The organism is uncultured Sphingomonas sp. (assembly GCF_913062585.1).
In the GTDB taxonomy this organism is placed as follows: Bacteria; Pseudomonadota; Alphaproteobacteria; order Sphingomonadales; family Sphingomonadaceae; genus Sphingomonas.
Window position 1 is genome coordinate 54,247 of record NZ_CAJXWX010000004.1, and the last position, 23,582, is coordinate 77,828.

Below are 23,582 nucleotides of genomic sequence, written 5' to 3' on the forward strand. Positions count from 1 at the left end.
TCACCGGTCGATATGCAGGGCGGTATCGCCGACGGTCAGGTCGAGCGTGCGGGCGGTCTCTTCGGACAGGATGACGCCGCCGTCCGCGTCACGGATCTCGGCCAGTGCGCAGCGGAAGTCGGCCAGCCGCCCCGCCGCGACCAGCGCCTCGCGTCCCGGCAGCGCGTCGATACCGACGATGACACTTTCGCGCGCATCGCGGATGGTGCGCACCTGATCGGTCCGCGCCGTCATGGTCGGGCCGCCGTCGAAAATGTCGATATAATGCTCGAAGGCGAAGCCCTCATTCTCCAGCATCCGCATTGCCGCACGGCCGGACGGATGCGGCAGGCCGATCGCGGCGCGCGCCGTCTCGGTCAGCATCGCGGTATAGATGGGATGCTTGGGCATCAGGTCGGCGATGAACTGGTGGCCATGGATCGCATTGAACTGGTCGGCTTCCTGAAAATTCATGCCGAAGAAGCGGCCCGCCAGACCGTCCCAGAAGGGCGATCCCCCGGCCTCGTCGATCACCCCGCGCAGCTCGGCCAGCACCCGGTCGGCAAAGCGTGTCCGATTGGCGCGCATGAACAGGTAGCGGCTACGGGCGAGCAGCAGGCCCAGTCCCCCGGCGCGTTCGCCTGGGTGGAGGAACAGGCCGCCGACCTCGCTCGCCCCCTCCAGATCGGTGGTCAGCGACAGCATCTCGGCGCGGAACGTGCGGTCCAGCTCGCGGCTATGCTGGGTCAGCGTGCCGATGCGATAGCTGTAGAAGGGATGTTTCTGCCCGACATGCGTGAAGATCTGGCAGGTCCCGCGCACTTCGCCGGTCGCGCGGTCCTCCAGCATCAGGACGAACAGCTCGTCGCGAATGCCGCCGTCCGCCTCTCGGGCAAAGGCATCATGGCTGCGCGCCAGCTTGGCGGTGAGCGACCGGCGGTCGGGGGGCAGGTTGGTGAAGCCGCCGCCGGTCAGCTTGGCCATTTCATACAGGTGGCGAAGGTCGCTATCGACGGCGGGGCGGATGCAAAAGCTGCTCATGCGGCACCGATGATGCGCAGGATGGTCAGCGTCGACAAGCCCGCGCGCTCGGCCAGGCTGTCGATCAGCATAAATTCGTCCGACGAGTGGATCGCGCCGCCCCGCACCCCCATGGTGTCGACCACCGGCACGCCCGCTGCCGCGATATTGTTGCCGTCGCACACGCCGCCCGTCGCCCGCCATCCGATGCTAAGGCCCAGATCGGCGCCCGCGCTGCGCACCGTTTCGAATAGGACTGCTGCGCCATCGTCGATGGGCTTGGGCGGGCGGTTGAAGCTGCCATGGACCGCCACGGTCACGTCATGCTCGGCGGCGATCCGCTCGGCGATGGCCTTCATCGCGGTGCCGGTCCGCTCGATCGCGGCCAGCGCGCGGGGGCGGAAATTGATGTGCAGTATCGCCAGGTCGGGCACGACATTGTTCGGCCCGCCGCCGTCGATCCGTGCCGGGTTCACGGTGATGTCCTCGGCCGCGAGCCGGTTCAGCTCCAGCGTGATGCGGGCAGCCGCGACGATGGCGTTACGGCCCTCCTCGGGATTGCGGCCCGCATGGGCGCTGCGCCCGCGCACGACGATGGTGAAATTGCCGGTGCCCCCGCGTGCGCCCGCCAGCGTGCCGTCTGGCAGCGCGGGCTCATAGGTCAGCGCCGCGACCTTGCCGCTGGCACACCGGGCGATCAGCGCGGCGGACGAGGCGGAACCGGTTTCCTCGTCCGAGTTGATGAGGACGTCGTAACCGAACCGCCCCGCCGCCGGGCTCGCCTCCACGGCGGTCAAGGCGGCGAGGAGTACGGCCAGGCCGCCCTTCATGTCCGCCACGCCGGGGCCGCCCAACCGGTTGTCGTCGATCCGCGTCACCGTCTGAAAGACATGGTCGGCCGGATAGACGGTATCCATATGCCCCGTGAACAGCATCCGGACGGGGGCGTCCGGGCGGACCGAGAGGTGCAGGTGGCGGCCATGGGCCAGCGGCGCGGGATGGCCGTCCGCGCCGATACGCTCGACGGGATCGGGTTCGATCAGGTGCAGGTCGCCCGGCAGCGTCCCGAACGCCTCGGCCAGCCGATCCGCCATCACGGCCAGCCCGGCAAGATTGCGGGTCCCGCTGTTGATCGCGGCCCATTCCTCGACCAGCGGCAACATCGGGTAAGCGGCGGCGGACGCGACGGCGTCCCGCTCGAGGGGGTTCAGTCTCTCCATCGCGGCAACCTAGGCCAAGGATGGCGCCGAGGTGAACCCCGTGGCCGAAATTAGAAGCTGTAGACCACCGAGGCGCGGCCGGTCGTGTCCGTCGTCCGGCGGCCGATGGGCGGCTCGCTTTCATATTGGACATTGTAGGACAAGGCGGCGGACAAGGGTCCGAACAGCTTCGCGTTCAGCGCCGAATTGGTGCTGACGGTGCTGTTGAACCGCTGAAGATAGGCCGAGGCATTCTGGTTGAACGACAAAGCCGGGGTCAGCTTCCACACGAAGTTCAGATTGCCGCGCGCCGCCAGCGCGCTCTCCACGCGCGCATCGGTGAACTCGGTGTGCCGGAACGCTGGCCCCAGTTCGATGTCCAGCGTCATGCGCGGCTTGCGGATCGCGCTATAGCCTGCACCGGCCGAAGCCGAGAAACGGTTGAAATAACCGAGGAACTTGTCGCTTTCATACTGCGCCGCGCCATAGACATAGTTGTTGGCGCTGAGCTTGTAGTTCGGTTCGTAGGACGCGACATAATGTTCGCGGCTGGTGACGTTGAAACTCTCCTGATAATCGCCCTGCAGGTGCAGCTTGTGCCGCCATTGCAGGCCCTCGCGCGTCAGGTCGATGACGCCGGTCAGGCCGATATTCTGGCTGTTGCCGGTGGTCGCGAACCCGCCCAGCTCGGCGCGGCCATGCCACAGGTCGAAAAAGGTCGCTTCGCGGATGGTCCGGCTGCGGCTGGCGGTCTTTTCGTCGCGCCAGACATCGGCCATCGCGTCGATCGCATCGGCGGCGTCGGGCACGGCGTTGCGGGCATATTTGACGACCGTCGTGATCTCGGTCTCGTTGCCGCTGGCGATCGCGGCCTCCAGCATCGCGCGAATCGGGGGCGGGATGCGCGCGGGATCGGGATCGTTCTGCTGGGCGGCGGGCGCGGTGTTGGCGAGCAGGCCCAGCGCCAGCGGGATCAGGAGCAACCGCGTCTTCATGACCCCCAGCCTTAGGCCCTGGCGTCGCCATGGGAAACCGCATGATCGCCATGCGGTGCGGCGAAATGCTCCGCGAAGACGACCAGCAGTTCCTCGTACAGCGCCTTTTTGAACGGCACGATCATCGCAGGCAGCGTCTCCGGCTCGGACCAGCGCCAGGCGCGGAATTCGGGATGCTCGGTGTCGATGCGGATGTCGCCATCCTCGCCCAGGAAGCGGTAGAGGAACCAGGCCTGACGCTGGCCGCGCCACTTGCCCTTCCATACCTTGCCGATCAAATCCTCGGGCAGGTCGTAGGTCAGCTCGCGCGGGGCGCGGGCGATCAGCTCTACCTTGTCGGCGGTGACGCCGGTTTCCTCGAATAGTTCGCGCAGGCCCGCCGCATCGGCCTCCTCGCCCGGATCGATCCCGCCCTGCGGCAACTGCCAGGCCTCCAGCGTCGAATCGATCCGCTGGCCGACAAAGACGCGGCCGTCGCGGTTCATCAGGATGACGCCCGCGCAGGGGCGATAGGGAAGGTCGGTCATCGTCATTGTCCCATCGGGCTTGCCGCTCCCGCCTCGGCGATCATGGCCTTCAACGCAAGCAGGAATGCGTCCAGGTCCGCCGCGCCGGAGGGGATCGCCTTGCGCAGTGTCGCAAAGCCATGGATCGTGCCGCGCGCCTCGCGGAACGTGACCGGGACGCCCGCGCGGGCAAGCGCGGCGGCATAGGCGCGGCCTTGATCGCGGATCGGATCGCACTCGGCGGTCATGATGACGGCGGGCGGCATGGCGTTCAGCTCGGCGCGCATGGGGGCGGCGCGGACGTCGCTCAGATCGGCGGCATAGCAGGCGACGAACCAGTCGAGCATCGCGCGGGTCAGGAAATGACCCTCGGCGAAATCGCGCAGCGACGGGTGCGCGCGTGCCATGTCGGCGGCCGGATAGAGCAGCGCCTGCGCGATCACCGGCACCGCGGCGGGCCGCTCGCGCAAGGTCAGCGCGGTGACGGTGGCGAGCGTTCCCCCCGCGCTGTCGCCCGCCACGATCAGCGCGGTGGTACCCGGCTGTCCGGCCAGCCAGCGCGCCGCCGCTTCGCAGTCCTCGGGCGCGGCGGGCCAGGGGTGCTCCGGGGCCAGCCTATAGTCGATCGACACCACGGGCAGGTCGAGCGACCGCGCCATCTCGGCGGCGAGCGGGGCATGGGTGTCGATGTCGCCGATCACGAAACCGCCGCCGTGGAAGAACAGCACGACCGGTCCCGGTGCGCGTTCCGCGCGCGGGTCGAACAGCCGGGCGGCGATCGCGCCCGCCGGCCCGTTGATGGTGAAGTTCCGGTCGGTGCCCAGCGGCCCGATCGGCGGATCGGTCAGGTCGCGGGCGGCACGCATCATCGCGCGGGCCGCCTGGGGCCCCAGTTCCTGCTGGGGCGGTCCTGGCAGGCGGTTATAATAGCCGAGGAAGCGGGCGACATCGGCGCGCAACTCGGGCAGCGGGGCCGGGGCCCTCCTATCGCGGGTCATGGCTTCCTAACTAGGGCGCATGATCCATGTCGTCCATCACCCCGCCTATGTCACCGAGGCCCCGGCGCGCTCCACCTATCGCTGGGGAAAGAACGGTGCGATCCGCGATCTGCTGCGGGCGCGGGGCGATGCGGTCACATGGACCGAGCCCGAGCTGATCCCGCGCGGATGGCTGGAGGCGGTGCACGATCCGGACTATGTCGCCGAGGTTCTGGAGGCGCGGGTGCCGCCGGAAAAGACGCGGCGGACGGGCTTTCCGATTACCGAACAGGTGGCCTATCGCGCGCAGGCGGTGCCGGGGGGTACCTGGACCGCGGCGATGCTGGCCCTGGACCATGGCTTTGCAGCCAACACGGCCGGGGGCAGCCATCATGCGCTCGCCAATACCGGCGCGGGTTACTGCGTGTTCAACGACCTGGCGGTGACCGCCGTGCGGCTGGTGGAGCAGGGCACGGTGGCGCGGGTCGCGATCGTCGATTGCGACGTCCATCAGGGCGACGGCACGGCCGCGCTGACCGCCGGGCGCAGCGATATCGTCACCTATTCGATCCATGCCGAGAAGAATTTCCCGGCACGCAAGGCACGCTCGACATTGGACGTGGGCTTGCCGGACGGGGTGGATGACGAGGGCTATGTCGCCCAGTTGAAAGCGACGCTGGTGCCCTTCCTCGACGATCATCGGCCCGACATGATCCTGTATCAGGCGGGAGTCGATCCGTTCGTCGAGGATCGGCTGGGGCGGCTGTCCCTGACACAGGAAGGGCTGATCGCTCGTGAAAATCTGATAGCCGATATCGCGCTGGCAAGGGGGCTGCCGCTCGCGAGTACGGTCGGCGGCGGCTATGGCGATGACGTCATGGCGATCGCCGAGCGGCATGTGACCGCGATCCTGACCCTGGGCAAACGATTGAGTGAGCGGGAACCGGCCGGGGGGAACCAGAACATGATCGAAACGTAGCGCGTGCATGACTTCCCCGCACATCGTCTGGTTTCGCCAGGATCTTCGCCTTCATGACCAACCCGCGCTTCTGGCAGCCGCGCAGGCAGGGGCGGTCATCCCGCTCTACATCCTGGACGACGAGACACCGGGCGACTGGCGGATGGGCGCGGCGCAGCGTTGGTGGCTGCATCACAGCCTGACGTCGCTGGGCAACGACCTGACGGATCAAGGCAGCCGCCTGATCCTGCGGCGCGGCAAGGCCGTCGATGTCTTGCGGGCCATGATGGAGGAGACGGGGGCGGAGACGATCCACGCGATCCGGCATTACGAACCCTGGTGGCGCTTGGCCGAGCAGGAATTGGGCGATCGCCTGTGTCTCCACGACGGCAATCACCTCGCCCGTCCGGAGCTGGTGACGACGGGAAGCGGCAGTCAGTTCCGCATCTATTCCGCCTTTTGGAAGGGGTTGCAGGGCCACATGCCGCCCGAGCATCCGCTAGACCCGCCGGGCAAGCTGTCCGCGCCCGCCCAGTGGCCGGAGAGCGAAACACTGGCCGACTGGGCGCTGCTGCCGACCAAGCCCGACTGGTCAACGGGCTTTGCGAAGGACTGGACGCCCGGCGAAACGGCGGCGCGGGAGCGGATGGCGGATTTCGGCGACAAGGCGGTGGCCTATGACACGGCGCGCAATATGCCGTCGGAGGAAGGCAGCTCGCGCCTGTCGCCCCATCTCCACTTCGGCGAGGTCTCGGTCCGGGCCGTGTGGTACTCGCTGAACCGGCGCGGCGATACCGAGACGTTCCGCAAGGAGCTGGCGTGGCGCGACTTCACGTCCGGGGTGGTGATGGCGATGCCGGACTATGCGGATCGCAACGGCCGGGAGGCCTTCGATACGATGCCGTGGCGAACGGGTGCCGAGGCGAAGGCGGACCTGAAGGCATGGCAGACGGGCCGCACCGGTTATCCGATCGTGGATGCGGGGATGCGCCAGCTATGGGCGACGGGCTGGATGCACAACCGCGTGCGGATGATCGCGGCGTCCTTCCTGATCAAGCATCTGCTGATCGACTGGCGCGAGGGCGAGCGCTGGTTCTGGGACTGTCTGGTCGATGCCGATTACGGGAATAATGCGGTCAACTGGCAATGGGTCGCGGGGACCGGCATCGATTCGAACATGTTCGGGCGGATCATGGCACCGCTCAGCCAGTCGGAGAAGTTCGACGCGGGCGACTATATCCGGGAATGGGTGCCGGAGTTGAAGGATCTGTCGGACGCGGCGATCCATGATCCGGAGGAGGCCGGACGTCGACCCGAGGGTTATCCGGCCAACATCATCGGGCACCGCGAGGGGCGGGAGCGGGCGCTGGCGGCGGCGAAGCGGATACGGGGATAGGGCTTCCCTTGGCCTTCGACTTCGCTCAGGCTGAACGGGTTTCAGAAAAACCTCCGTTCAGCCTGAGCGAAGTCGAAGGCCACGCGAAAACCTCACCGCTTCTTCCGACACGCATCCGAACAGTAAACGACCTGCTCCCAATCCCGCGCCCATTTCTTGCGCCAGGTGAAGGGCCGCCCGCAGGCCGGGCAGGTCTTGCTCGGCAGATCCCGCTTGGCGACCCCGTTAGGCATCAGCGCGGTTCCGCATCCAGGAAGGTCGTGACGTCGGCCAGGTCGACCGTCTTGTCGAGATAGGTCCGGCCGATCCCGCGGGCGAGCAGGAAGGGCAGGGTGCCCGCCGCCATCTTCTTGTCGTGCTTCATATGCTCGACCAACGTCGAAGACGGCGCATGAATCCTGGCGGCGGCCAGGCCATCGGGCAGACCGACCGCACGCAGATGCGCGGCGACCCGTTCGGCCTCCTGTCCTTCGCAAAGCCCCATCCGCACCGAATAGCGGAAGGCGAGCGCGCAGCCCGCCGCGACGCCTTCGCCATGGAGCAACCGGTCGGAGAAACCGGCCTCGGCCTCCAGCGCGTGGCCGAACGTATGGCCGAGGTTCAGCAGCGCGCGGATACCGTTGGTCTCATGCTCGTCCGCCGCGACGATCCGCGCCTTGGCCGCGACCGAATGGGCGATGGCATAGACCCGCGCTTGCGGATCGCCCGCCAGCAGGGCAGCGGCATTGCCCTCGCACCATTCGAAAAAGGCGAAGTCGTCGATCAGGCCGTATTTGACGACCTCGGCATAACCGGCGCGCACCTGGCGCGCGGGCAGCGTGTCGAGCACGTCGGGGTCGATCAGGACCATGGCGGGCTGGTGGAACGCGCCGATCAGGTTCTTGCCCGCCGAGGTATTGATCGCAGTCTTGCCGCCCACCGACGAATCGACTTGCGACAACAGCGTTGTCGGGATCTGCACGAAGCGACAGCCGCGCTTTACGATCGAACAGGCGAAACCGACCAGATCGCCGATCACCCCGCCGCCCAGCGCGATGACATGGTCCGCCCGCTCGATCCCCAGTTCGAGCAGCCGGTCGCAGACATGCTCCAGCATCGACCAGCTCTTGGTCTTCTCGCCTGGCGGCAGGATGATCGCCTCACTCTCGACACCCGCCGCGCGCAGGGACGCCTGAAGCACGTCCAGATGCGGCCGGACATGCTCGTCGGTCACGATCGCCATGCGCCGCCCGCGTGACAGCGGCGCCAGGAACTCGGCGGCGCGGGGCAGCAACCCGCCTTCGATATGGATGGGATAGCTGCGGTCGCCCAGCGACACGGTGACGGTCTTCATCGTCCGATGGCTTTCAATATGGCATTGACGGTGGCCTCGTGCGGCCCCCGCTTGCTGGAGACATGGATGGGCGCGAGCGCATAGATGGGATTGCGCTTTTCCGAGAGTTCGCGAAGCACCTTCAGCGGGTCCTTGCCGCGCAGCAGTGGCCTGGTGTCGCGCCGCCGGACGCGCTCGGCGAGCACCTCGGGACTGGCGTTCAGCCAGATGGCGGTCGCCTGTTCCAGGATCAGGGCGCGCGTGTCGTCGTTGATGAAGGCGCCGCCGCCGGTTGCGATCACCTTGGGCCGTCCATCGACCAGCCGGGCGATCACCCGGCGTTCGCCGTCGCGGAAATAGGGTTCGCCGAACTGCGCGAAAATCTCGGTCACGCTCATGCCGGCGGCTTCCTCGATCGCGGTGTCGGCATCGACGAAGGGCACGCGCAACCGATTCGCCAGGCGGCGGCCCACGGTCGACTTGCCCACGCCCATCAGGCCGACGAGCACGATGGGCGACCCGTTCCAGCTTGCATCTATAGGGTTGTGGCTTTGCAACATTGCACTCTGCGCTATACAGCGGGCGCGCGCCCGGCAACACCGGCCGGGCTTTCACGGGTCCATTATAAGGTTTTGCGTTTCATGTCCCGTATGGTCGTCACGCTCATCGTCCTTCTCGTCATCGTCGTCGGGGGCCTGTTCCTGCTTTCGGGGCGGGCGACCGAACGGCCGACCACCCAGGTCGAAAAGGCGGTCTCGCTTGGCAACCTGCAATAAGCGGAACGCCGCTTTTCGCCACCTGCCCCGGGCCGTCGCCTTACTGATGGTCGGGGCCGCCGCGATTGCCGCGGCGCAGGATCGGCCCGAATCGCTGCTTCCCCCCGGCTTCGGCCAGCCCGCCGCCCCGGCCAGCCCGCGCAGCACCCCGCGCGCCGCGGCGACGCCTGTCCGCACGACACCGGGCGCGGTCGCGACGCCCGCTGCCGTACCGACGCCCACCGCCGCGCCCGCCGATCCGGTCGGTGCGCTGATCGAATCGCTGTCCACGCCGACGCCGTCGCCGACCCCGTCGCCCAGTCCGACGATGGATGCCCGGATGCTGGCCGATTACGAACTGCCGGCCTCCGCCCGGCGTTCGCTGGCGCTGGTCGGCCCGGCGGGGCCGGGCGAAGGCGCGCTAGACCAGAATGCTTTTGTCGGGGTCGATGGCCGCGTCGCGGAGACCCTGATGCGGCGGCTGTCCGCGCCCCTCCCGTCGCGCTGGACCTCGATCCTGCTCCGCCGGACGCTGGCTGCGCGGATGACGACGCCGCGGGGCGTGAACGGCGCGGATTTCGCCGCCGAGCGGGCCTGGCTGCTGCTGCGCATGGGCGAGGCGCAGGTCGCGCGTGCGGTCGTCCAGTCGGTCGACACCGCCAATTACACGCCCAAGCTCTATCAGGTCGCAATGAACACCCTGCTGGCGGCGAGCGATCCGGCCGGTCTGTGCCCGCTGGCCGATGGCGGTGCCCGTGCGACCGGGCTGGGCGGCTACCGCGTGGCGCAGGGCTGGTGCGCGGCGCTCGCGGGCAATGCCGCGCGCGGGACGATGCTGGTGAAGCAGGTCCGGCGGCAGCATATCGCCGACGAGTTCGACCTGAAGCTTGCCGACAAGGTGATGGGCGCTAGTGCGGGCGGCCGCGCGGTCAGCATGGATTGGGGCGGTGCCGATCGCCTGACGACGTGGCGTTACGGTCTGGCCACGGCGACCGGCATGACGGTGCCCGAGGAATATCTGTCCTATGCCGGTCCGCAGGTGCGCGGATGGCTGGCGACCTCGCCCTCGATCGCGGCGACCGACCGGGCGGCGGTGGTCGATCGGGCGGCGGCCATGGGCGTGCTGTCCAATGCCGCGCTCGTCGACTTTTATGCGGCGCTGGCCGATGACGATCAGGCCAGCCGAGACCAGAGTGCGATCGGCAACGATCTGCGCAACGCCTATGCCGCCAGCGACGAGGGGCAGCGGCTGTCCGCGATCCGTTCGCTCTGGGGCGGAGCGGGACAGACGCCCTATGCCCGGCTGGTGCTGACTGCACGCGCAGCGGCGCGCCTGCCCGTCGTGACGGGGCATGACGAGGCCGACCGGCTGGTCGCATCCATGCTGTCGGCCGGTCTGGACCGCAGCGCCGCGCGCTGGCGCGACGCGGTGAAGCCGGGTGGCGATGGCTGGGCGATGATCATGCTGAGCGATCCGGACCAGCAGGGCCGGGTCGCCTATGACCAGGTCGGCAATTATGGCGGTGGCGATGCCTATCGGCAGCGTATGTTCTTTGCCGGGCTCGCGGGGCTCGGCCGGTTGTCGAGCAGCGACATCGAAAAGGGAGCCGAGGCGCTCGACGTGCGGGTCGGCCAGCGTAACGCCTGGACCGAGGCGCTGGACCAGGCAGTGGCCGATGGCCAGCCCGGCATGGTCGTGCTGCTCTGTGCGATCGGTATGCAGACCGGCGACTGGCACGGCGTCCCGCCCCAGGCTCTTTTCCGCATCGTCCAGGCGCTCAGCTCGGTCGGGTTCGATGCCGAGGCGCGGATGATCGCGGCGGAGGCGATCGCGCGGGCATGACATCCCGCGACGCTGCGCTTCTGGACCGTTTCCTGGAGATGATGGCGGCGGAGGCGGGCGCGGCGGGCAACACGCTGGCCGCCTATCGCTCCGACCTGCGGCTGGCGGGCGAGGCGATGGAGGGACTGGCCGATGCGCGGCCCGAGGCGCTCCGCACCCTGGCCGAGGGCTGGTCGCGGCTGGCCAATGCCACCGTCGCGCGCAAGGCCGCGGCGTTGCGTCGATTCTACGCGTTCCTGCACGAAGAGGGGCTGCGGGCCGACGATCCCTCCTCGGTGCTGCCACGGCCCGGTCAGAAGCGTCGGTTGCCCAAGGTGTTGAGCCATGCCGATATCGACCGGCTGTTCATGGCGATCAGCGAACGGACCACGGCCGCACATCCGAGCGCGAACGATCTCCGCCTCGCTGCGCTGGTCGAGCTTCTCTATGGCTCGGGTCTGCGAGCGAGCGAACTGGTCGCCCTGCCGCGCAACGCCGTCCATCCCGATCGTCCCTTCCTGATCCTGAAGGGCAAGGGCGGGGCCGAGCGGATGGTGCCGATTTCCGACCGTGCGCGCGGGGCGGTGGCGGCGTGGCGGGTGCATGTGCCGACCGAAGCGCCCTGGCTGTTTCCCGGCGGCAAGAAGCATCTGACGCGCATCCGCCTCTATCAGTTGATCAAGGCGCTGGCCGCGGAGGCGGGCATTCCGCCGGACCGGGTGAGCCCCCATGTGCTGCGCCATGCCTTCGCCACGCACCTGCTGGGCGGCGGGGCTGATCTGCGCGCGGTGCAGGCGATGCTGGGCCATGCCGACATCGCGACGACCGAAATCTACACCCATGTCGAGGCGGGCAAGCTGGTCGAACTGGTCAACACCCGCCACCCGCTCGTTGATTTTCGCATCAAGCGCCCTTAGGCGCTAGGCGCATGTCCACGACCTTCCTCGATTTCGAGAAACCGATCGCCGAGCTTCAGAGCCGGATCGACGAGCTGCGCGACACGACCGCCGAAGGTGCGGTCGATATCGGCGCGGAGATCGCCAAGCTTCAGGCCAAGTCGGATAAGCTGCTGCGCGATACCTTCGCCAAGCTGACCCCCTGGCAGAAGACGCAGGTGGCGCGCCATCCGCAGCGTCCGCACTTCAAACATTATGTGGCCGGGCTGTTCGACGAGTTCGTCCCCCTGGCGGGCGACCGCGCATTCGGCGACGACCAGGCGATCATGGGCGGCTTCGCGCAGTTTCGCGGCCAGCGCGTCATGGTGCTGGGCCATGAAAAGGGCGAGGATACCGCCAGCCGCCTGCGCCACAATTTCGGCATGGGTAAGCCTGAGGGCTATCGCAAGGCGATTCGTCTGGTCGAGCTGGCCGATCGTTTCGGCCTGCCGATCGTGACCTTGGTCGATACCTCGGGCGCCTTTCCCGGCATCCAGGCCGAGGAGCGCGGCCAGGCCGAGGCCATTGCCCGTTCGACCGAAGCCTGTCTGGCGGCGGGCGTGCCGGTCGTCTCCGCGATTGTCGGCGAAGGCGGCTCGGGTGGCGCGGTCGCGCTGGCGGCGGGCAACCGGGTGCTGATGTTCGAACATGCGGTCTATTCGGTGATCTCGCCGGAGGGCTGCGCCTCGATCCTGTGGCGGACCGCCGACAAGGCGGCCGAGGCGGCCGAGGCGATGCGCGTGACCGCGCAGGACCTGAAGAGCTTCGGCGTGATCGACACCATCGTGTCCGAGCCGGTCGGTGGGGCGCACCGCGATCATGCGGGCGCCATCGCCAATCTGGGCGATTCGATCCAAAAGGCGCTGGGCGAGCTGGCCGGGCTGGGCCGCGACGAGCTGAAGCGCGGGCGGGCCGCCAAGTTCCTGGCCATGGGGCGGCTGTAACCCCACGGCTTGCCAAAACACCAAAACCGCCGATCGGTGGACGATCGGCGGTTTGAATGTCAGCGAAAAATTGCCGCAGACAAGTGACGGCGGACCGCCACCCGCTACGACATGGCCGATCAGGGGTTGGCCAGCTTGGTGTTGATGTTGGTGAAGGTGGTGCTGAGCGTGCCGCCCAGCGTCTTCATCGCGCCCATCGCGGCAACAGCGATCAGAGCCGCGATCAGGCCGTATTCGATGGCCGTCGCACCCTTGCTGTTCTTGAAAATCTTGCGAAACGTCTTCATTCCGGTCTCCGTCTCTTTCAATACGGTCGATCACCCGGCTGAGCCGGAGCGCCGGTTCAGCTGTCGATGGTGTAGCGGGCCACTGGTTGACGAAGATTTAAGATCGCTGGGGGTCGGATAGAAAAACCTAGGTAATCGCGTCGCGTAGCGCGGCCGCCACATAGGTCATGAAGCCCTCCAGCCCGCTGCCAAGCTGTGACAGGGCGGCGAAGATCATCAGCATGATACCCGCCAGCAGCAAGCCATATTCCACGGCGGAGGCACCGCGCGTATCAGCGCAGAGCTTTCGCAGATCGTGATAGAGCGATGTCGCTTTCATGACGCTGGTGGAATAAGCGGATAAGGTTAACAAATGATCGACGCTTCGGCCGTCCCTTCGCTCTTTCCTGTCGTTGCCGCCGCTCTGGTGGATTCGGGCGGACGCGTGCTCCTTCAGCAGCGCCCGCTGGGCAAGGCCCTGGCCGGCTTGTGGGAATTCCCCGGCGGCAAGCTGGAAACCGGCGAGACGCCGGAGGCCGCGTTGATCCGCGAACTGCACGAGGAACTGGCGATCGTGGTCGAGCCCCACGCCCTCGAACCCGCCGGATTCGCGACCGAGCCCTTGGCCGGCAAGCATCTGTTGCTGCTGCTCTATGTCATCCGGACATGGTCGGGGACGCCGGTTGCGCTGGAGGCGGATGGGCTGACCTGGTGCGAACCGGCGGCGATGGGCGCCTGGCCCATGCCGCCCGCCGACGGGCCGCTCGTCCGCCAGTTGCAGACCTATCTCGCCGACAGCACGATCTCGGTCGGTGCGGCGGACAGCGGAATGCTGTAACCGCCACGCTCCGGCGTGCCCCGGTCGGGACGATAGGGGCGGCCTTTCGGCGTGGTCGTCTCGACGAACAGGCGCGCGGTCGGCGTGTCGGCGGTCGCCGGGTCGAGGGTCAGGCGCACGGTGGCGCTTGCTGGATCATAGTTGACGCGTCCGATCTTGCCCGCCTCCAGCGTCAGCCAGAGCCCGGCAGGAGCGACGAACAGACGCGAGCGCGCGCCATCGCGCGGGACGACCTGGATCCGCCCGCCGACCTGCGAGAGATTGCCGCCATAGCTGAGCCAGCCGAGCGTCGGATCGTCCACGACATAGGTCGCGGCCGCATAGGCATGGCCAAAAAAGCCCATGCCATAGTCGCCGCTATAGGGATCCCACTGCATCCGGTCGGGCCAGCTGTGGAAGGCGGCGGACGAGGCGCCGTCCTGGTCGATATTGGTGATGCCGCCCATCAACCCGCCATAGGCGACGCGCAGCAGATGCATGTCGGCCGGGTTGCGGCGGAACGAATCGAACAGCGGAATGGCGTTCAGCGTCGATCCGTAATGATGGATCTGCCGCTCCAGCCGGGGATATTTGCCGCCATACAGGAAATCCCAATAGCGCCGCGCATTGCCGTTATAGCCCCAGTGCGGGATGGAGGGATCATAGCCCAGGATCACCTCGCGCGTGACATCGGCCTGCGGGCCATAGCCGAAATAGCGCATCCAGGCATACACCTCCGCCTGGCCGGTCGAGTCCCAGGCCATTTCGCTGCCGAAGGGATATTGCAGGGTGCGCCAATGGTCGGCGCGCCCTTTCATCAACCCCTCCACCTCGGCGGCCTTGGCGGTCCAGCCCTCGCGCTTCAGGTCGGTCAGGATGTCGACGAAGACATCGCCCTCCATCAGCCCGAATTGCGCATAATGCGGCGCGTCGCGCATCATCGCCACGATCGTCTGATAGGCATGATCGAGATACCAGTCCCAGGCGTGCACCTTGGTCATGCCCGGATGGTTGCGGGCGATCCGATAGAGCACCCAATGCCCCGCCGCGACATGCGGGTAGTTATAGGCGCGGCCCAGATCGTCGGCCTGGTCCTTTTTCCAGGAGGTCCAGCTCTGCCAGTCCTTGGCGGGCTGATAGAGGTCGGGGAAGGCGGCCGAATCATAATAGAACAGGCTCTTCTTCACGCCGCCCGCATGGGGGCCGTCGGCGACCTGGAGGCGGCCGACGACCGTCTTGTCGACCAACTGCTCGATCCGCGCGATCTCCTGCGCATCGGGGTTGTCGAGCTGCTTCATGACGGCTGCGACCCAGCTGCCCGCGCCGCCTTCGTCGCTCATCCCCGAGATCCAGACGCGCGGATCGGCGGTGACGATCTTCTTCGCCTCGCGGTCATAGGTCAGGATGGCGGGCGATCGCCCGAACGGATCGCCCTGGCCCTCGAACCATTGTTTCGTGGTCGAGAAGCGGCCGAGATCGGCCATGGTCTGCTCGAGCGGCTTGGTCACGAAATACTGGACCGTCTGCTCGCTCCCATCGGCATAGCTGAGCGTCAGGCGGGCGCGACCCCATTGTTTGCCGCGTACCGACAGGCGCGTCCAGCCGGGCTTGCCCGGTTGCCGCGTCACGTCCAGCGCCCCCGCCGGATAGCTGGCGATCCCGGTGATCGCGGACGGCGAACGGACGAAGAGTGCGGCGTCGAGATCGGTCGGCACGACATAGCCGGGCACGCCGACCACCACGGGTCGCTTCTGCGCGATCAGCGTCGGCTCGATCGCACGAATGCTGGGCGCGGCGACTAGGCGCAGGCCGATCTGGCGGCTCTGGCCGGGGGCCAGGGTGAAACTCGTCGGCGCGTTCCAGGGGGCGCCCGCCTTGGCCCATTCCTTGTCCGCATAGGCGGCGCTGGCGATCGTCCAGTCGTAAAAGCCCTCCGACGTCTGGGCGCGGGGGCTGGCCTCGACGATCACCGCCTGGCCCTTGGTCTCGCGCATCGTCGGGATGGGCACATAGGCCTCCAGCGGCGTATTCCGCTCCGGCACGACGAGCAGCGCGGGCCCGGCGCCGTTCAGCCGCGTGACCTGCACATAGCCCGCATCGCGCCCGATATAGGGATCGGCGAAGCTCGCCTGTGCATGGGCCTGTTCCAGCGTCCGGTCGGTGATGATGTTGTCGAACACCATCGGAATGCCCAAGCCACCCACCTCCACCGGCGCATTGGAGGTGTTCGTCAGGGTGAAGCGCAGCGCGGGCGTCCCCTTGTCGTTCACCCATTCGCGGACGATGCGCAGCGGCAGGCCCGCGCCCATCGAAGCGCTGATATCCGCCGAAGCCATCACGGTGCCCTTGACCGGCAACGCGCGGACCGGCCGCCGTTCGCGCGACGAGGAATAATCCCGCCACTCGCCCGTCCCGGTCCGCAGCCGCAGATGGATATCGCCGAGATGGTTATAGCCATTCCCCGCGCGTTCCTTTGCGCGACCGATCGGCAGGAAGTCGAAACCCGGCGTGCCGATCGGCGACAGACCGCGCGCCGTCTGGCTGGCGGGGTCCAGAATAAGGTTGAACGCCCCGACGCGGATGCGCGGCGCGGCGCGGACCGGCGCGGCGGATGCCTCTTTCCCGGTGGCAGCCACGCCAGGCCCCTGCGCATCCGCGACGACCGAAACCAACGCTAATGTTACGGGAAGAAGGTAGATAAGGCGATGACGCATCACGAAAATTTCCCCTGACGGCGGGATGTTCGATCGCGGAACCATCGCGATTGACCCTCTCCCGATCGGTCGATATTGGTATACAGTATTACCGGGAGGGCAAGATGCTGCGTACGAATAGGCGCGAATGGATGCGGGGTGCGGCCACCATGGCGCTGGTCGGCGTGGCGCCCCGAGCGATGGCGGCGAGCGGGGGGATGCTTCCCGAAAAGGCGGAGCCGTTGCCGCTATCGGCCGTGCGGCTGCGCCCCTCTATCTATGCCACGGCGGTCGAGACGAATCGCCGCTATCTCTATCGCCTGAGCCCCGATCGGCTGCTCCACAATTTCCGGGCCTATGCGGGGCTGGAGCCCAAGGCGGAGATCTATGGCGGCTGGGAGAGCGATACGATCGCGGGCCATACGCTGGGCCATTATATGTCCGCGCTGGTCCTGACCTGGCAGCAGACCGGCGATACCGAAATGCGCCGCCGCGCCGACTATATCGTCGCCGAGCTGGCCGAGGCGCAGGCCAAGCGGGGCACCGGCTATGTCGGTGCGCTGGGTCGCAAGCGGCCCGACGGCAAGATCGTCGACGGCGAGGAAATCTTTCCCGAGATCATGGCGGGCAAGATCAAGTCGGGGGGGTTCGACCTCAACGGCTCCTGGTCGCCGCTCTACACCGTGCACAAGCTGTTCGCCGGGCTTCTCGACATTCATGGCGGCTGGGGCAATGCCCAGGCGCTCGACGTCGCGGTGAAGCTGGGCGGCTATTTCGCCAAGGTCTTCGCGGCGCTCGACGATGCCCAGATGCAGACCGTGCTCGGCTGTGAATATGGCGGCTTGAACGAGAGCTTCGCCGAACTCTATCAGCGGACGAACGACCGGCAGTGGCTGGCGCTGGCCGAGCGCATCTATGACCGCAAGGTGCTCGACCCGCTGGTCGCGGGTCAGGACAAGCTGGCCAATTTCCACGCCAACACACAGGTGCCCAAGCTGATCGGCCTGGCGCGGATCCATGAGATCACCGGCAAGCCCGAACCGGCCAGGGGTGCAAGCTTCTTCTGGGAAACCGTCACCGGCCATCACAGCTATGTCATCGGCGGCAATGCGGACCGGGAGTATTTCTCCGAGCCCGACACGATTGCGCGGCATGTCACCGACCAGACGTGCGAGCATTGCAACACCTACAATATGATGAAGCTGACCCGGCATCTTTACGGATGGAAACCGGACGGCAGCCTGTTCGACTATTATGAGCGCGCGCACCTCAACCACACGATGGCGGCGCAGCATCCGGACAATGGCGGCTTCACCTATATGACGCCGCTGATGTCCGGCACGGTGCGCGGATATTCGACGCCGCAGGACGACGCCTTCTGGTGCTGCGTGGGCTCCGGGATGGAGGCGCACGCCAAGCATGGCGAGTCGATCTTCTGGCAGGGCGGCGACACCTTCTTCGTCAACCTCTACATCCCGGCCGAGGCGCGCTGGGAAAGGCGCGGGGGCATCGTCACGCTCAACACCGCCTATCCGATGGACGGCCAGGCGACGCTACGCTTCGACCGGCTCGACCGCGCGGGGCGCTTCCCGGTGGCGCTGCGCGTGCCGGGCTGGGCAAATGGGCAGGCGGTCGTGGAGGTCAACGGCCAGCCGGTCACGCCGGTCTTCGAGCGGGGCTATGCCATCGTACAGCGCCGCTGGAAGGCGGGAGACAGCGTCGCCATCCGCCTGCCGCTCGACCTGCGGGTCGAGGCAACGCCGGGCGACGACACGGTGGTCGCGGTTCTGCGCGGGCCGATGGTGATGGCTGCGGACCTGGGCGATACCGAGGGGACGTGGGACAAGCCCGACCCCGTCCTGATCGGCGCCAATCCGCTGAACGCCTTTACCCCGACCGATGCCGCCAAGGCGCGCTATGCCACCAAGGGCGTCTTCCGTCCGGCCGATCTGTCCTTCGTGCCCTTTTTCAGCCAATATGACCGGCGCAGCGCGGTCTATTTCAAGCGCTTCACCGAGGCGGGTTGGCAGGCGCAGGAAGCGGCCTTCCTCGCCGAACAGGCCCGCGCCCGCGACATCGCCGCGCGTTCGGTCGACGTCATGCATCTGGGCGAGATGCAGCCAGAGCGTGACCATGCGCTGACCTCCGACATTTCCTATCCCGTATCCTATCGCGGCAAGCAGGGCCGCGATGCGCGGTCGGGCGGTTATTTTGAGTTCACCATGGCGGTGCGGCCGGGGCCGATGATCCTGCAGGGCACCTATTGGGGCGACGAGCGCAAACGCGACTTCGATATCCTGGTCGACAATGTGAAGATCGCGACCCAGCATCTGGAGAATGACAAGCCGGGGGCGTTCTTCGATGTCGAATATCCGCTGCCCGAGGCGCTGACCAAGGGTAAGAAGAGCATCCGCATCCGCGTCGTGCCGCATGACGGCAGCTCGGCAGGGCCGATCTTCGGGATGCGGCTGTTCGCGGCCAAGCCGGGAGCGACCGCGTGACCGGCATTCGCATGACGTTGGACGAATTGCGGCAGCTGGCGCGGGCCAAGCTGCTGGGCGCCGGGCTGGCTCCTGCCCATGCCGAGGCGGTTGCCGAGACGATGGTGGCGGGCGAGCGCGACGGCTGTACCTCGCACGGCATTTATCGCCTGCTCGTCGCCGTCTCCAGCATCGACAAGGGCGTGGTCGTGCCCGATGCCGAGCCTGTTTTGTCCGAACCGGCGCGTGCACTGGTACGGGTGGATGGCGGCGGCGGTTTCGCCCAGCTGGCGTTCCAGACCGGCCTGCCTATGCTGATCGAGAAGGCGCGCACCAACGGCATCGCGGCGCTGGCGCTCAACAACGTCGTCCATTTCGCCGCGCTCTGGCCCGAGGTCGAAGAACTGGCCGAAGCGGGCCTCGTCGCGCTCGCCTTCACGCCCAGCCATGCCTGGGTCGCGCCGTCGGGCGGCGCGGAGCCGGTGTTCGGGACGAACCCGATCGCCTTTGGCTGGCCGCGCCTCGATGGCCCGCCCTTCGTCTTCGACTTCGCCACCAGCATGGTCGCGCGCGGGGAGATCGAACTCCACCGCCGGGCGGGCAAGCGCGTGCCGGATAACTGGGGCGTCGATGCGGAAGGGCGGCTGACCACCGACCCGGCGGCGATCCTGTCGGGTGCGATGCGGACCTTCGGCGGGCACAAGGGATCGGCGCTGGCGGCGATGGTCGAACTGCTGGCCGGCCCGCTGATCGGCGACATGACCAGCCGCGAGTCGATCGAGTGGGACGCCGGGCGGGGCGGATCGCCGCTGGGTGGCGAGCTGATTATCGCGATAGATCCCAAAGGTTTCCTCGGCGATCTTCTGCCCGAACATCAGGCGCGAGCCGAGGCGATGTTCGGCGCGATCACGGGGCAGGGGGCGCGGCTGCCCTCCGCCCGGCGCTATGCGGCGCGGCGCGTCTCGCTGGCCGAAGGGGTCGAGATTCCGGCGGACCTGTACCGGGACGTCATGGCATTGAACGGTTGAATAAGGGGGGTATGCGCATGACGAACCGGATCGGATGGCTGCTGGCGGGTGTGGCGTTGGCGACCGTGCCGCTGGGTATGGCCGAGGCGAAGGCCCCGGTGGTCACGGCGGCGCGAAGCGCGGATGCGCGCTTCCGGGCCTTGTCGGACGCCGAGTATAAGTGGCGGACCAGCCAGACGGCGGTCGATGAAGACAGCGGCAGCGGCGGCTCGCGCCAACTGCCCGATGTCGGTCCCAAGGCGCAGGCGGCCCGGCTCGCGCGCTGGGAAGCGACCGCCAAGGCGCTGGACGCCATCGCTCCGGCCAGCCTCTCGCCCGCGGTGCGCATCGATTACATGGTCTATCGCGGCCAGATCGACGCGCTGCTCGCCGAGCAACGCTTTCACGAATATGAAAAGCCGCTCAATTCGGACACCAGCTTCTGGGGCAATCTGGCCTCCTGGTCGCGCGACAGCTTTACGAAGGAAAGCCAGTATCGTGACTATATCGCGATGCTGCGGCAGATGCCGGTCTATTTCGATCAGCAGATCGGCAATATGCGGGCCGGGCTGGCGCGCGGGTTCACACCGCCCCGGATCACGCTGAAGGGGCGCGACATCGGCGTTGCGCAGGTCGTGGATGCGGGGACGGGCGACGATCAGCCCTTCTACGCGCCGTTCAAGACCATGCCCGCCACCATCCCGGCGGCCACTGCGAACGCGCTGCGCGCAGAGGCCAAGGCCGCGATCCGTGACGACGTCCTTCCGGCGCACCAGCGCCTGCTGACCTTTCTGCGCCAGGACTATATCCCGCATGCGCAGGTCAGCACGGCGGCCTATGACCTGCCCGACGGCAAGGCCTATTATCGGTCGAAGATCCGCGAATATGTAACTGCCGACATGACCCCGGAACAGGTCTATGCGATCGGCCTGTCGGAGATGAAGCGTATCCGCGGGCGCATGGACGATGTCATGCGCGAGGTGAAGTTCAAGGGCGATTTCGCCGCCTTCCTGGCCTTCCTGCGCACCGATCCGCAATTCTATGCCAAGACGCCGCAGCAATTGCTCGATCGCGCGGCCTGGTTCGCCAAGAGTTTCGACGGTGTCGCGTCCGACTGGTTCGGCCGCCTGCCGCGCAGCCGTTTCGCGATCAAGCCGGTGCCAGCCGACCTCGCGCCCTTCTATACCGGTGGGCGGGGCGGGCCGGGGGTGTATCTCGTCAACACCTACGACCTTCCATCGCGGCCGCTCTACTCGCTCCCCGCCCTGACCCTGCACGAAAGCGCGCCTGGCCATGCGTTCCAGATGCCGTTGGCCGCGGAGAATAAGGACCTGCCCGCCTTCCGGCGCGACAGCTATCTGTCGGCTTATGGCGAGGGCTGGGCGCTCTATTGCGAGGCGCTGGGCGAGGATATGGGCATCTACAAGACGCCCTATGAGCGGTTCGGGATGCTGTCCTACCAGGCATGGCGGGCGGCGCGGTTGGTCGTCGATACCGGCGTCCATGCGATGGGCTGGACCCGCGAGCAGGCCCAGGCCTATCTCCACGACAATACCGCCCTGTCCGATCACGAGATCGAGACCGAGGTGGATCGCTACATCGCATGGCCGGGCCAGGCGCTGTCCTATTATATGGGGCAGCTCGCCTTCCAGCGGGCCCGCGCCAAAGCCAAGAAGGCGCTGGGGGCGAAGTTCAACATCCGCGCCTGGCACGACGCGATGCTGCAACTCGGTTATGTGCCGTTGCCCGTCATCGAGATGCGCAACGATCGCTTCATCGCGGAGGGCGGCAAGGGGCCTTATCCCGACGAGGAATGACGATTGACCGCCTCCCGGCAATACGCTAGGAAAAGTATACGGTATCTAAAGCTAGAACAGGAAGACAGATTGTGAGCATCGGCTGGCGCGGCGTATTCCCCGCAGTGACGACCCAGATTCGGGAGGATCTGTCGATCGACCTCGCCGATACCCAGCGGGTCGTGGACGATCTGGTGAACGACGGCGTCACCGGCGTCATCGCCCTGGGCACGGTCGGCGAGAACAACTCGCTGGACTATGACGAGAAGGTCACGGTCCTGACCGCGATCGTCGAGGCGGTGGCGGGCCGCGTGCCGGTCATCACCGGCGTGTCGGAATATGATACGCGCCGTGCGGTCCGTTACGCGCAGGCGGCCGAAAAGGCCGGGGCCGACGGTCTGATGCTGCTGCCGCCGATGGTCTATGTGCCCAAGGCGCATGAGCTGGTGAACCATTTCAAGGGCGTGGCGGACCAGACCGGCCTGCCGATCATGCTCTACAACAACCCGCCCGCCTATCGCACCGTGATCGACCAGTCGGTCCTGGAAGCGCTGGTCGATGTGAAGAATATCGTGGCGGTCAAGGAATCGGCGCCCGATACGCGCCGCTTCACCGATTTCCGCAATGCGTTCGGCGATCGCTACACCCTGTTCGCGGGGCTCGACGATGTGGCGCTCGAGGGCCTGTATCTCGGCGCGCAGGGCTGGGTCTCGGGCCTGACCAACGCCTTCCCCAAGGAGTCGGTCGAGCTGGTCGCGGCGTTCGACCGTGGCGATCATGCCAAGGCGATGGAAATCTATCGCTGGTTCATGCCGCTTCTCCACCTGGATGCCGAGCATGACCTGGTCCAGTCGATCAAGCTGGCCGAGCAGGTCATGGGCCGTGGGTCCGAGCGTGTCCTGCCGCCGCGCTACGTCCTGCAGGGCGAGCGTCGCGCAGAGGTGATCGCGATGGTCGAAAAGGCTGCCGCGACCCGCCCGTCGCTGACCCAAGCAAAGGCCGCCTGATGGCGACGACGCTCTCGCTCGACGGGCTCGCTCTGGAAGAAGGGCGCGCCCGGGGCGAGGGCGTCATCGTCGTTCAGACCCTGGCGGACCGGATCTTCGCGATCGTTCGCGAACGGATCGTCGCGGGGACGATCCCCGCCGATCGCACGATCCGCCAGGATGCGCTGGCCGCCGAACTGGGGGTCAGCAAGATACCGCTGCGCGAGGCGATGGCCCGGCTGGAGCAGGAAGGGCTGCTCGATGGCGTCGCCAATCGCGGCTATATGATCGCCCCGCTGTCGGCCGCGCAGGCGGAGGATATTTACGGCCTTCGCCTGAAGCTCGAACCGGCCGCCGCTGCGCAGGCGGCGATGGTCGCCACGGACGAGGACCGCGCCAAGCTGGTCGCCGCATTCGACGCGCTAGACCAGGCGGCGGCCAGCGATCTGGCGCGGGTCGCCATCTGCAATCGGCAATTCCACATGGCGATGGTGCGCCCGATTCGGCGGCCGCTGACCATCCAACTCATCCGGCAGCTGGCGATCCTGGCGGAACGCTATGTCGTCGCGCATCTTCAGCCCGCCGGGCGTGACGCACGCGCACATCTGGAACATCGCGAACAGCTCGACGCCTTCATGGCACGCGACGGGGCGCGGCTTCAGGCATTGCTTGACGGGCATATCCGGTCCACGCTGACCGATCTGAAAGGCGGGTTCGCACCCGTCTGCTGACGATGATA

Annotated in this window: 23 protein-coding genes; 12 read left to right on the forward strand and 11 right to left on the reverse strand. The window is 67.2% G+C overall.

What is annotated here, in order from left to right; all coding sequences use genetic code 11:
- The 5 genes from QZ546_RS04785 to QZ546_RS04805 are packed head-to-tail and all read right to left on the reverse strand — an operon-like array spanning position 1 to position 4,697.
- Positions 1-1,020, reverse strand: a complete 1,020-nt coding sequence (locus QZ546_RS04785; RefSeq protein WP_294235343.1) for an arginine N-succinyltransferase — start codon at positions 1,018-1,020, stop codon at positions 1-3.
- Positions 1,017-2,219, reverse strand: a complete 1,203-nt coding sequence (locus QZ546_RS04790; protein ID WP_294235345.1) for a hydrolase — start codon at positions 2,217-2,219, stop codon at positions 1,017-1,019. Before QZ546_RS04790 ends, QZ546_RS04785 begins: the two co-directional genes overlap by 4 nt.
- A gap of 50 nt (positions 2,220-2,269) precedes the next feature.
- Complete coding sequence (locus QZ546_RS04795; RefSeq protein ID WP_294235347.1) at positions 2,270-3,193, reverse strand: YdiY family protein; 924 nt, start codon at positions 3,191-3,193, stop codon at positions 2,270-2,272.
- Between the two features lie 11 nt (positions 3,194-3,204).
- Positions 3,205-3,720, reverse strand: a complete 516-nt coding sequence (locus tag QZ546_RS04800) for an RNA pyrophosphohydrolase (protein WP_294235349.1) — start codon at positions 3,718-3,720, stop codon at positions 3,205-3,207.
- Positions 3,721-3,722: 2 nt separating this feature from the next.
- Positions 3,723-4,697 carry an alpha/beta hydrolase gene (locus QZ546_RS04805; RefSeq protein ID WP_294235352.1) on the reverse strand — a complete coding sequence of 325 codons (975 nt, stop codon included), beginning with the start codon at positions 4,695-4,697 and terminating at the stop codon, positions 3,723-3,725.
- Between the two features lie 19 nt (positions 4,698-4,716).
- Here QZ546_RS04805 and QZ546_RS04810 point away from each other — a divergent pair, with 19 nt between their 5' ends.
- Positions 4,717-5,655, forward strand: a complete 939-nt coding sequence (locus QZ546_RS04810) for a histone deacetylase (RefSeq protein ID WP_294235354.1) — start codon at positions 4,717-4,719, stop codon at positions 5,653-5,655.
- 7 nt (positions 5,656-5,662) lie between these two features.
- Positions 5,663-7,030 (forward strand): deoxyribodipyrimidine photo-lyase, encoded by a 1,368-nt coding sequence (locus tag QZ546_RS04815; RefSeq protein ID WP_294235356.1) that lies wholly within the window; start codon positions 5,663-5,665, stop codon positions 7,028-7,030.
- A gap of 92 nt (positions 7,031-7,122) precedes the next feature.
- On the opposite strand, the gene QZ546_RS04820 is transcribed toward QZ546_RS04815, so the two are convergent.
- Genes QZ546_RS04820 through QZ546_RS04830 form a run of 3 tightly spaced genes read right to left on the reverse strand, consistent with a single transcriptional unit; the run spans position 7,123 to position 8,902 of the window.
- Positions 7,123-7,263, reverse strand: coding sequence for a DUF2256 domain-containing protein (locus QZ546_RS04820; RefSeq protein WP_294235357.1), 141 nt, complete (start codon positions 7,261-7,263; stop codon positions 7,123-7,125).
- Positions 7,263-8,363, reverse strand: a complete 1,101-nt coding sequence (gene aroB, locus QZ546_RS04825) for a 3-dehydroquinate synthase (RefSeq protein ID WP_294235359.1) — start codon at positions 8,361-8,363, stop codon at positions 7,263-7,265. Before aroB ends, QZ546_RS04820 begins: the two co-directional genes overlap by 1 nt.
- On the reverse strand, positions 8,360-8,902 hold the full coding sequence (locus tag QZ546_RS04830) for a shikimate kinase (RefSeq protein ID WP_294235361.1): 543 nt from the start codon (positions 8,900-8,902) through the stop codon (positions 8,360-8,362). The genes aroB and QZ546_RS04830 overlap by 4 nt, the downstream gene beginning before the upstream one ends.
- Positions 8,903-8,983: 81 nt before the next feature.
- Here QZ546_RS04830 and QZ546_RS04835 point away from each other — a divergent pair, with 81 nt between their 5' ends.
- The 4 genes from QZ546_RS04835 to QZ546_RS04850 are packed head-to-tail and all read left to right on the forward strand — an operon-like array spanning position 8,984 to position 12,798.
- Positions 8,984-9,118, forward strand: a complete 135-nt coding sequence (locus QZ546_RS04835) for a hypothetical protein (protein ID WP_294235363.1) — start codon at positions 8,984-8,986, stop codon at positions 9,116-9,118.
- Entirely contained in the window at positions 9,102-10,940 is a 1,839-nt protein-coding gene (locus tag QZ546_RS04840; RefSeq protein ID WP_294235365.1) for a hypothetical protein, read from the forward strand. The genes QZ546_RS04835 and QZ546_RS04840 overlap by 17 nt, the downstream gene beginning before the upstream one ends.
- Positions 10,937-11,836 (forward strand): tyrosine-type recombinase/integrase, encoded by a 900-nt coding sequence (locus QZ546_RS04845; protein ID WP_294235367.1) that lies wholly within the window; start codon positions 10,937-10,939, stop codon positions 11,834-11,836. The genes QZ546_RS04840 and QZ546_RS04845 overlap by 4 nt, the downstream gene beginning before the upstream one ends.
- An 11-nt stretch (positions 11,837-11,847) precedes the next feature.
- Entirely contained in the window at positions 11,848-12,798 is a 951-nt protein-coding gene (locus QZ546_RS04850) for an acetyl-CoA carboxylase carboxyltransferase subunit alpha (protein ID WP_294235369.1), read from the forward strand.
- A 119-nt stretch (positions 12,799-12,917) separates the two neighbouring features.
- On the opposite strand, the gene QZ546_RS04855 is transcribed toward QZ546_RS04850, so the two are convergent.
- On the reverse strand, positions 12,918-13,085 hold the full coding sequence (locus QZ546_RS04855) for a Flp family type IVb pilin (protein WP_294235371.1): 168 nt from the start codon (positions 13,083-13,085) through the stop codon (positions 12,918-12,920).
- Positions 13,086-13,212: 127 nt separating this feature from the next.
- A complete protein-coding gene (locus QZ546_RS04860) occupies positions 13,213-13,404 on the reverse strand; it encodes a Flp family type IVb pilin (protein WP_294235373.1) in 192 nt (63 codons plus the stop codon).
- A gap of 33 nt (positions 13,405-13,437) precedes the next feature.
- On the opposite strand from QZ546_RS04860, the gene QZ546_RS04865 reads away from it, so the two are divergent.
- Complete coding sequence (locus tag QZ546_RS04865) at positions 13,438-13,902, forward strand: (deoxy)nucleoside triphosphate pyrophosphohydrolase (protein WP_294235375.1); 465 nt, start codon at positions 13,438-13,440, stop codon at positions 13,900-13,902.
- Here the strand turns inward: QZ546_RS04865 and QZ546_RS04870 are convergent.
- Positions 13,848-16,517: a DUF5695 domain-containing protein gene (locus QZ546_RS04870; protein ID WP_294235378.1), complete on the reverse strand. Its 2,670-nt coding sequence runs from the start codon at positions 16,515-16,517 to the stop codon at positions 13,848-13,850. The genes QZ546_RS04865 and QZ546_RS04870 overlap by 55 nt on opposite strands.
- Before the next feature lie 182 nt (positions 16,518-16,699).
- Between QZ546_RS04870 and QZ546_RS04875 the strand changes: the two genes are divergently transcribed.
- The 5 genes from QZ546_RS04875 to QZ546_RS04895 all read left to right on the forward strand — a co-directional run bounded on the left by QZ546_RS04875 (position 16,700) and on the right by QZ546_RS04895 (position 23,574).
- Entirely contained in the window at positions 16,700-19,075 is a 2,376-nt protein-coding gene (locus QZ546_RS04875) for a glycoside hydrolase family 127 protein (protein ID WP_294235380.1), read from the forward strand.
- An 11-nt stretch (positions 19,076-19,086) separates the two neighbouring features.
- On the forward strand, positions 19,087-20,082 hold the full coding sequence (locus QZ546_RS04880) for an Ldh family oxidoreductase (RefSeq protein WP_294235545.1): 996 nt from the start codon (positions 19,087-19,089) through the stop codon (positions 20,080-20,082).
- A gap of 17 nt (positions 20,083-20,099) precedes the next feature.
- A complete protein-coding gene (locus tag QZ546_RS04885; RefSeq protein ID WP_367113511.1) occupies positions 20,100-21,878 on the forward strand; it encodes a DUF885 family protein in 1,779 nt (592 codons plus the stop codon).
- Positions 21,879-21,949: 71 nt separating this feature from the next.
- Complete coding sequence (locus QZ546_RS04890; RefSeq protein ID WP_294235385.1) at positions 21,950-22,864, forward strand: dihydrodipicolinate synthase family protein; 915 nt, start codon at positions 21,950-21,952, stop codon at positions 22,862-22,864.
- Entirely contained in the window at positions 22,864-23,574 is a 711-nt protein-coding gene (locus tag QZ546_RS04895; protein ID WP_294235387.1) for a GntR family transcriptional regulator, read from the forward strand. The genes QZ546_RS04890 and QZ546_RS04895 overlap by 1 nt, the downstream gene beginning before the upstream one ends.
- The last annotated feature ends 8 nt before the right edge of the window (positions 23,575-23,582 follow it).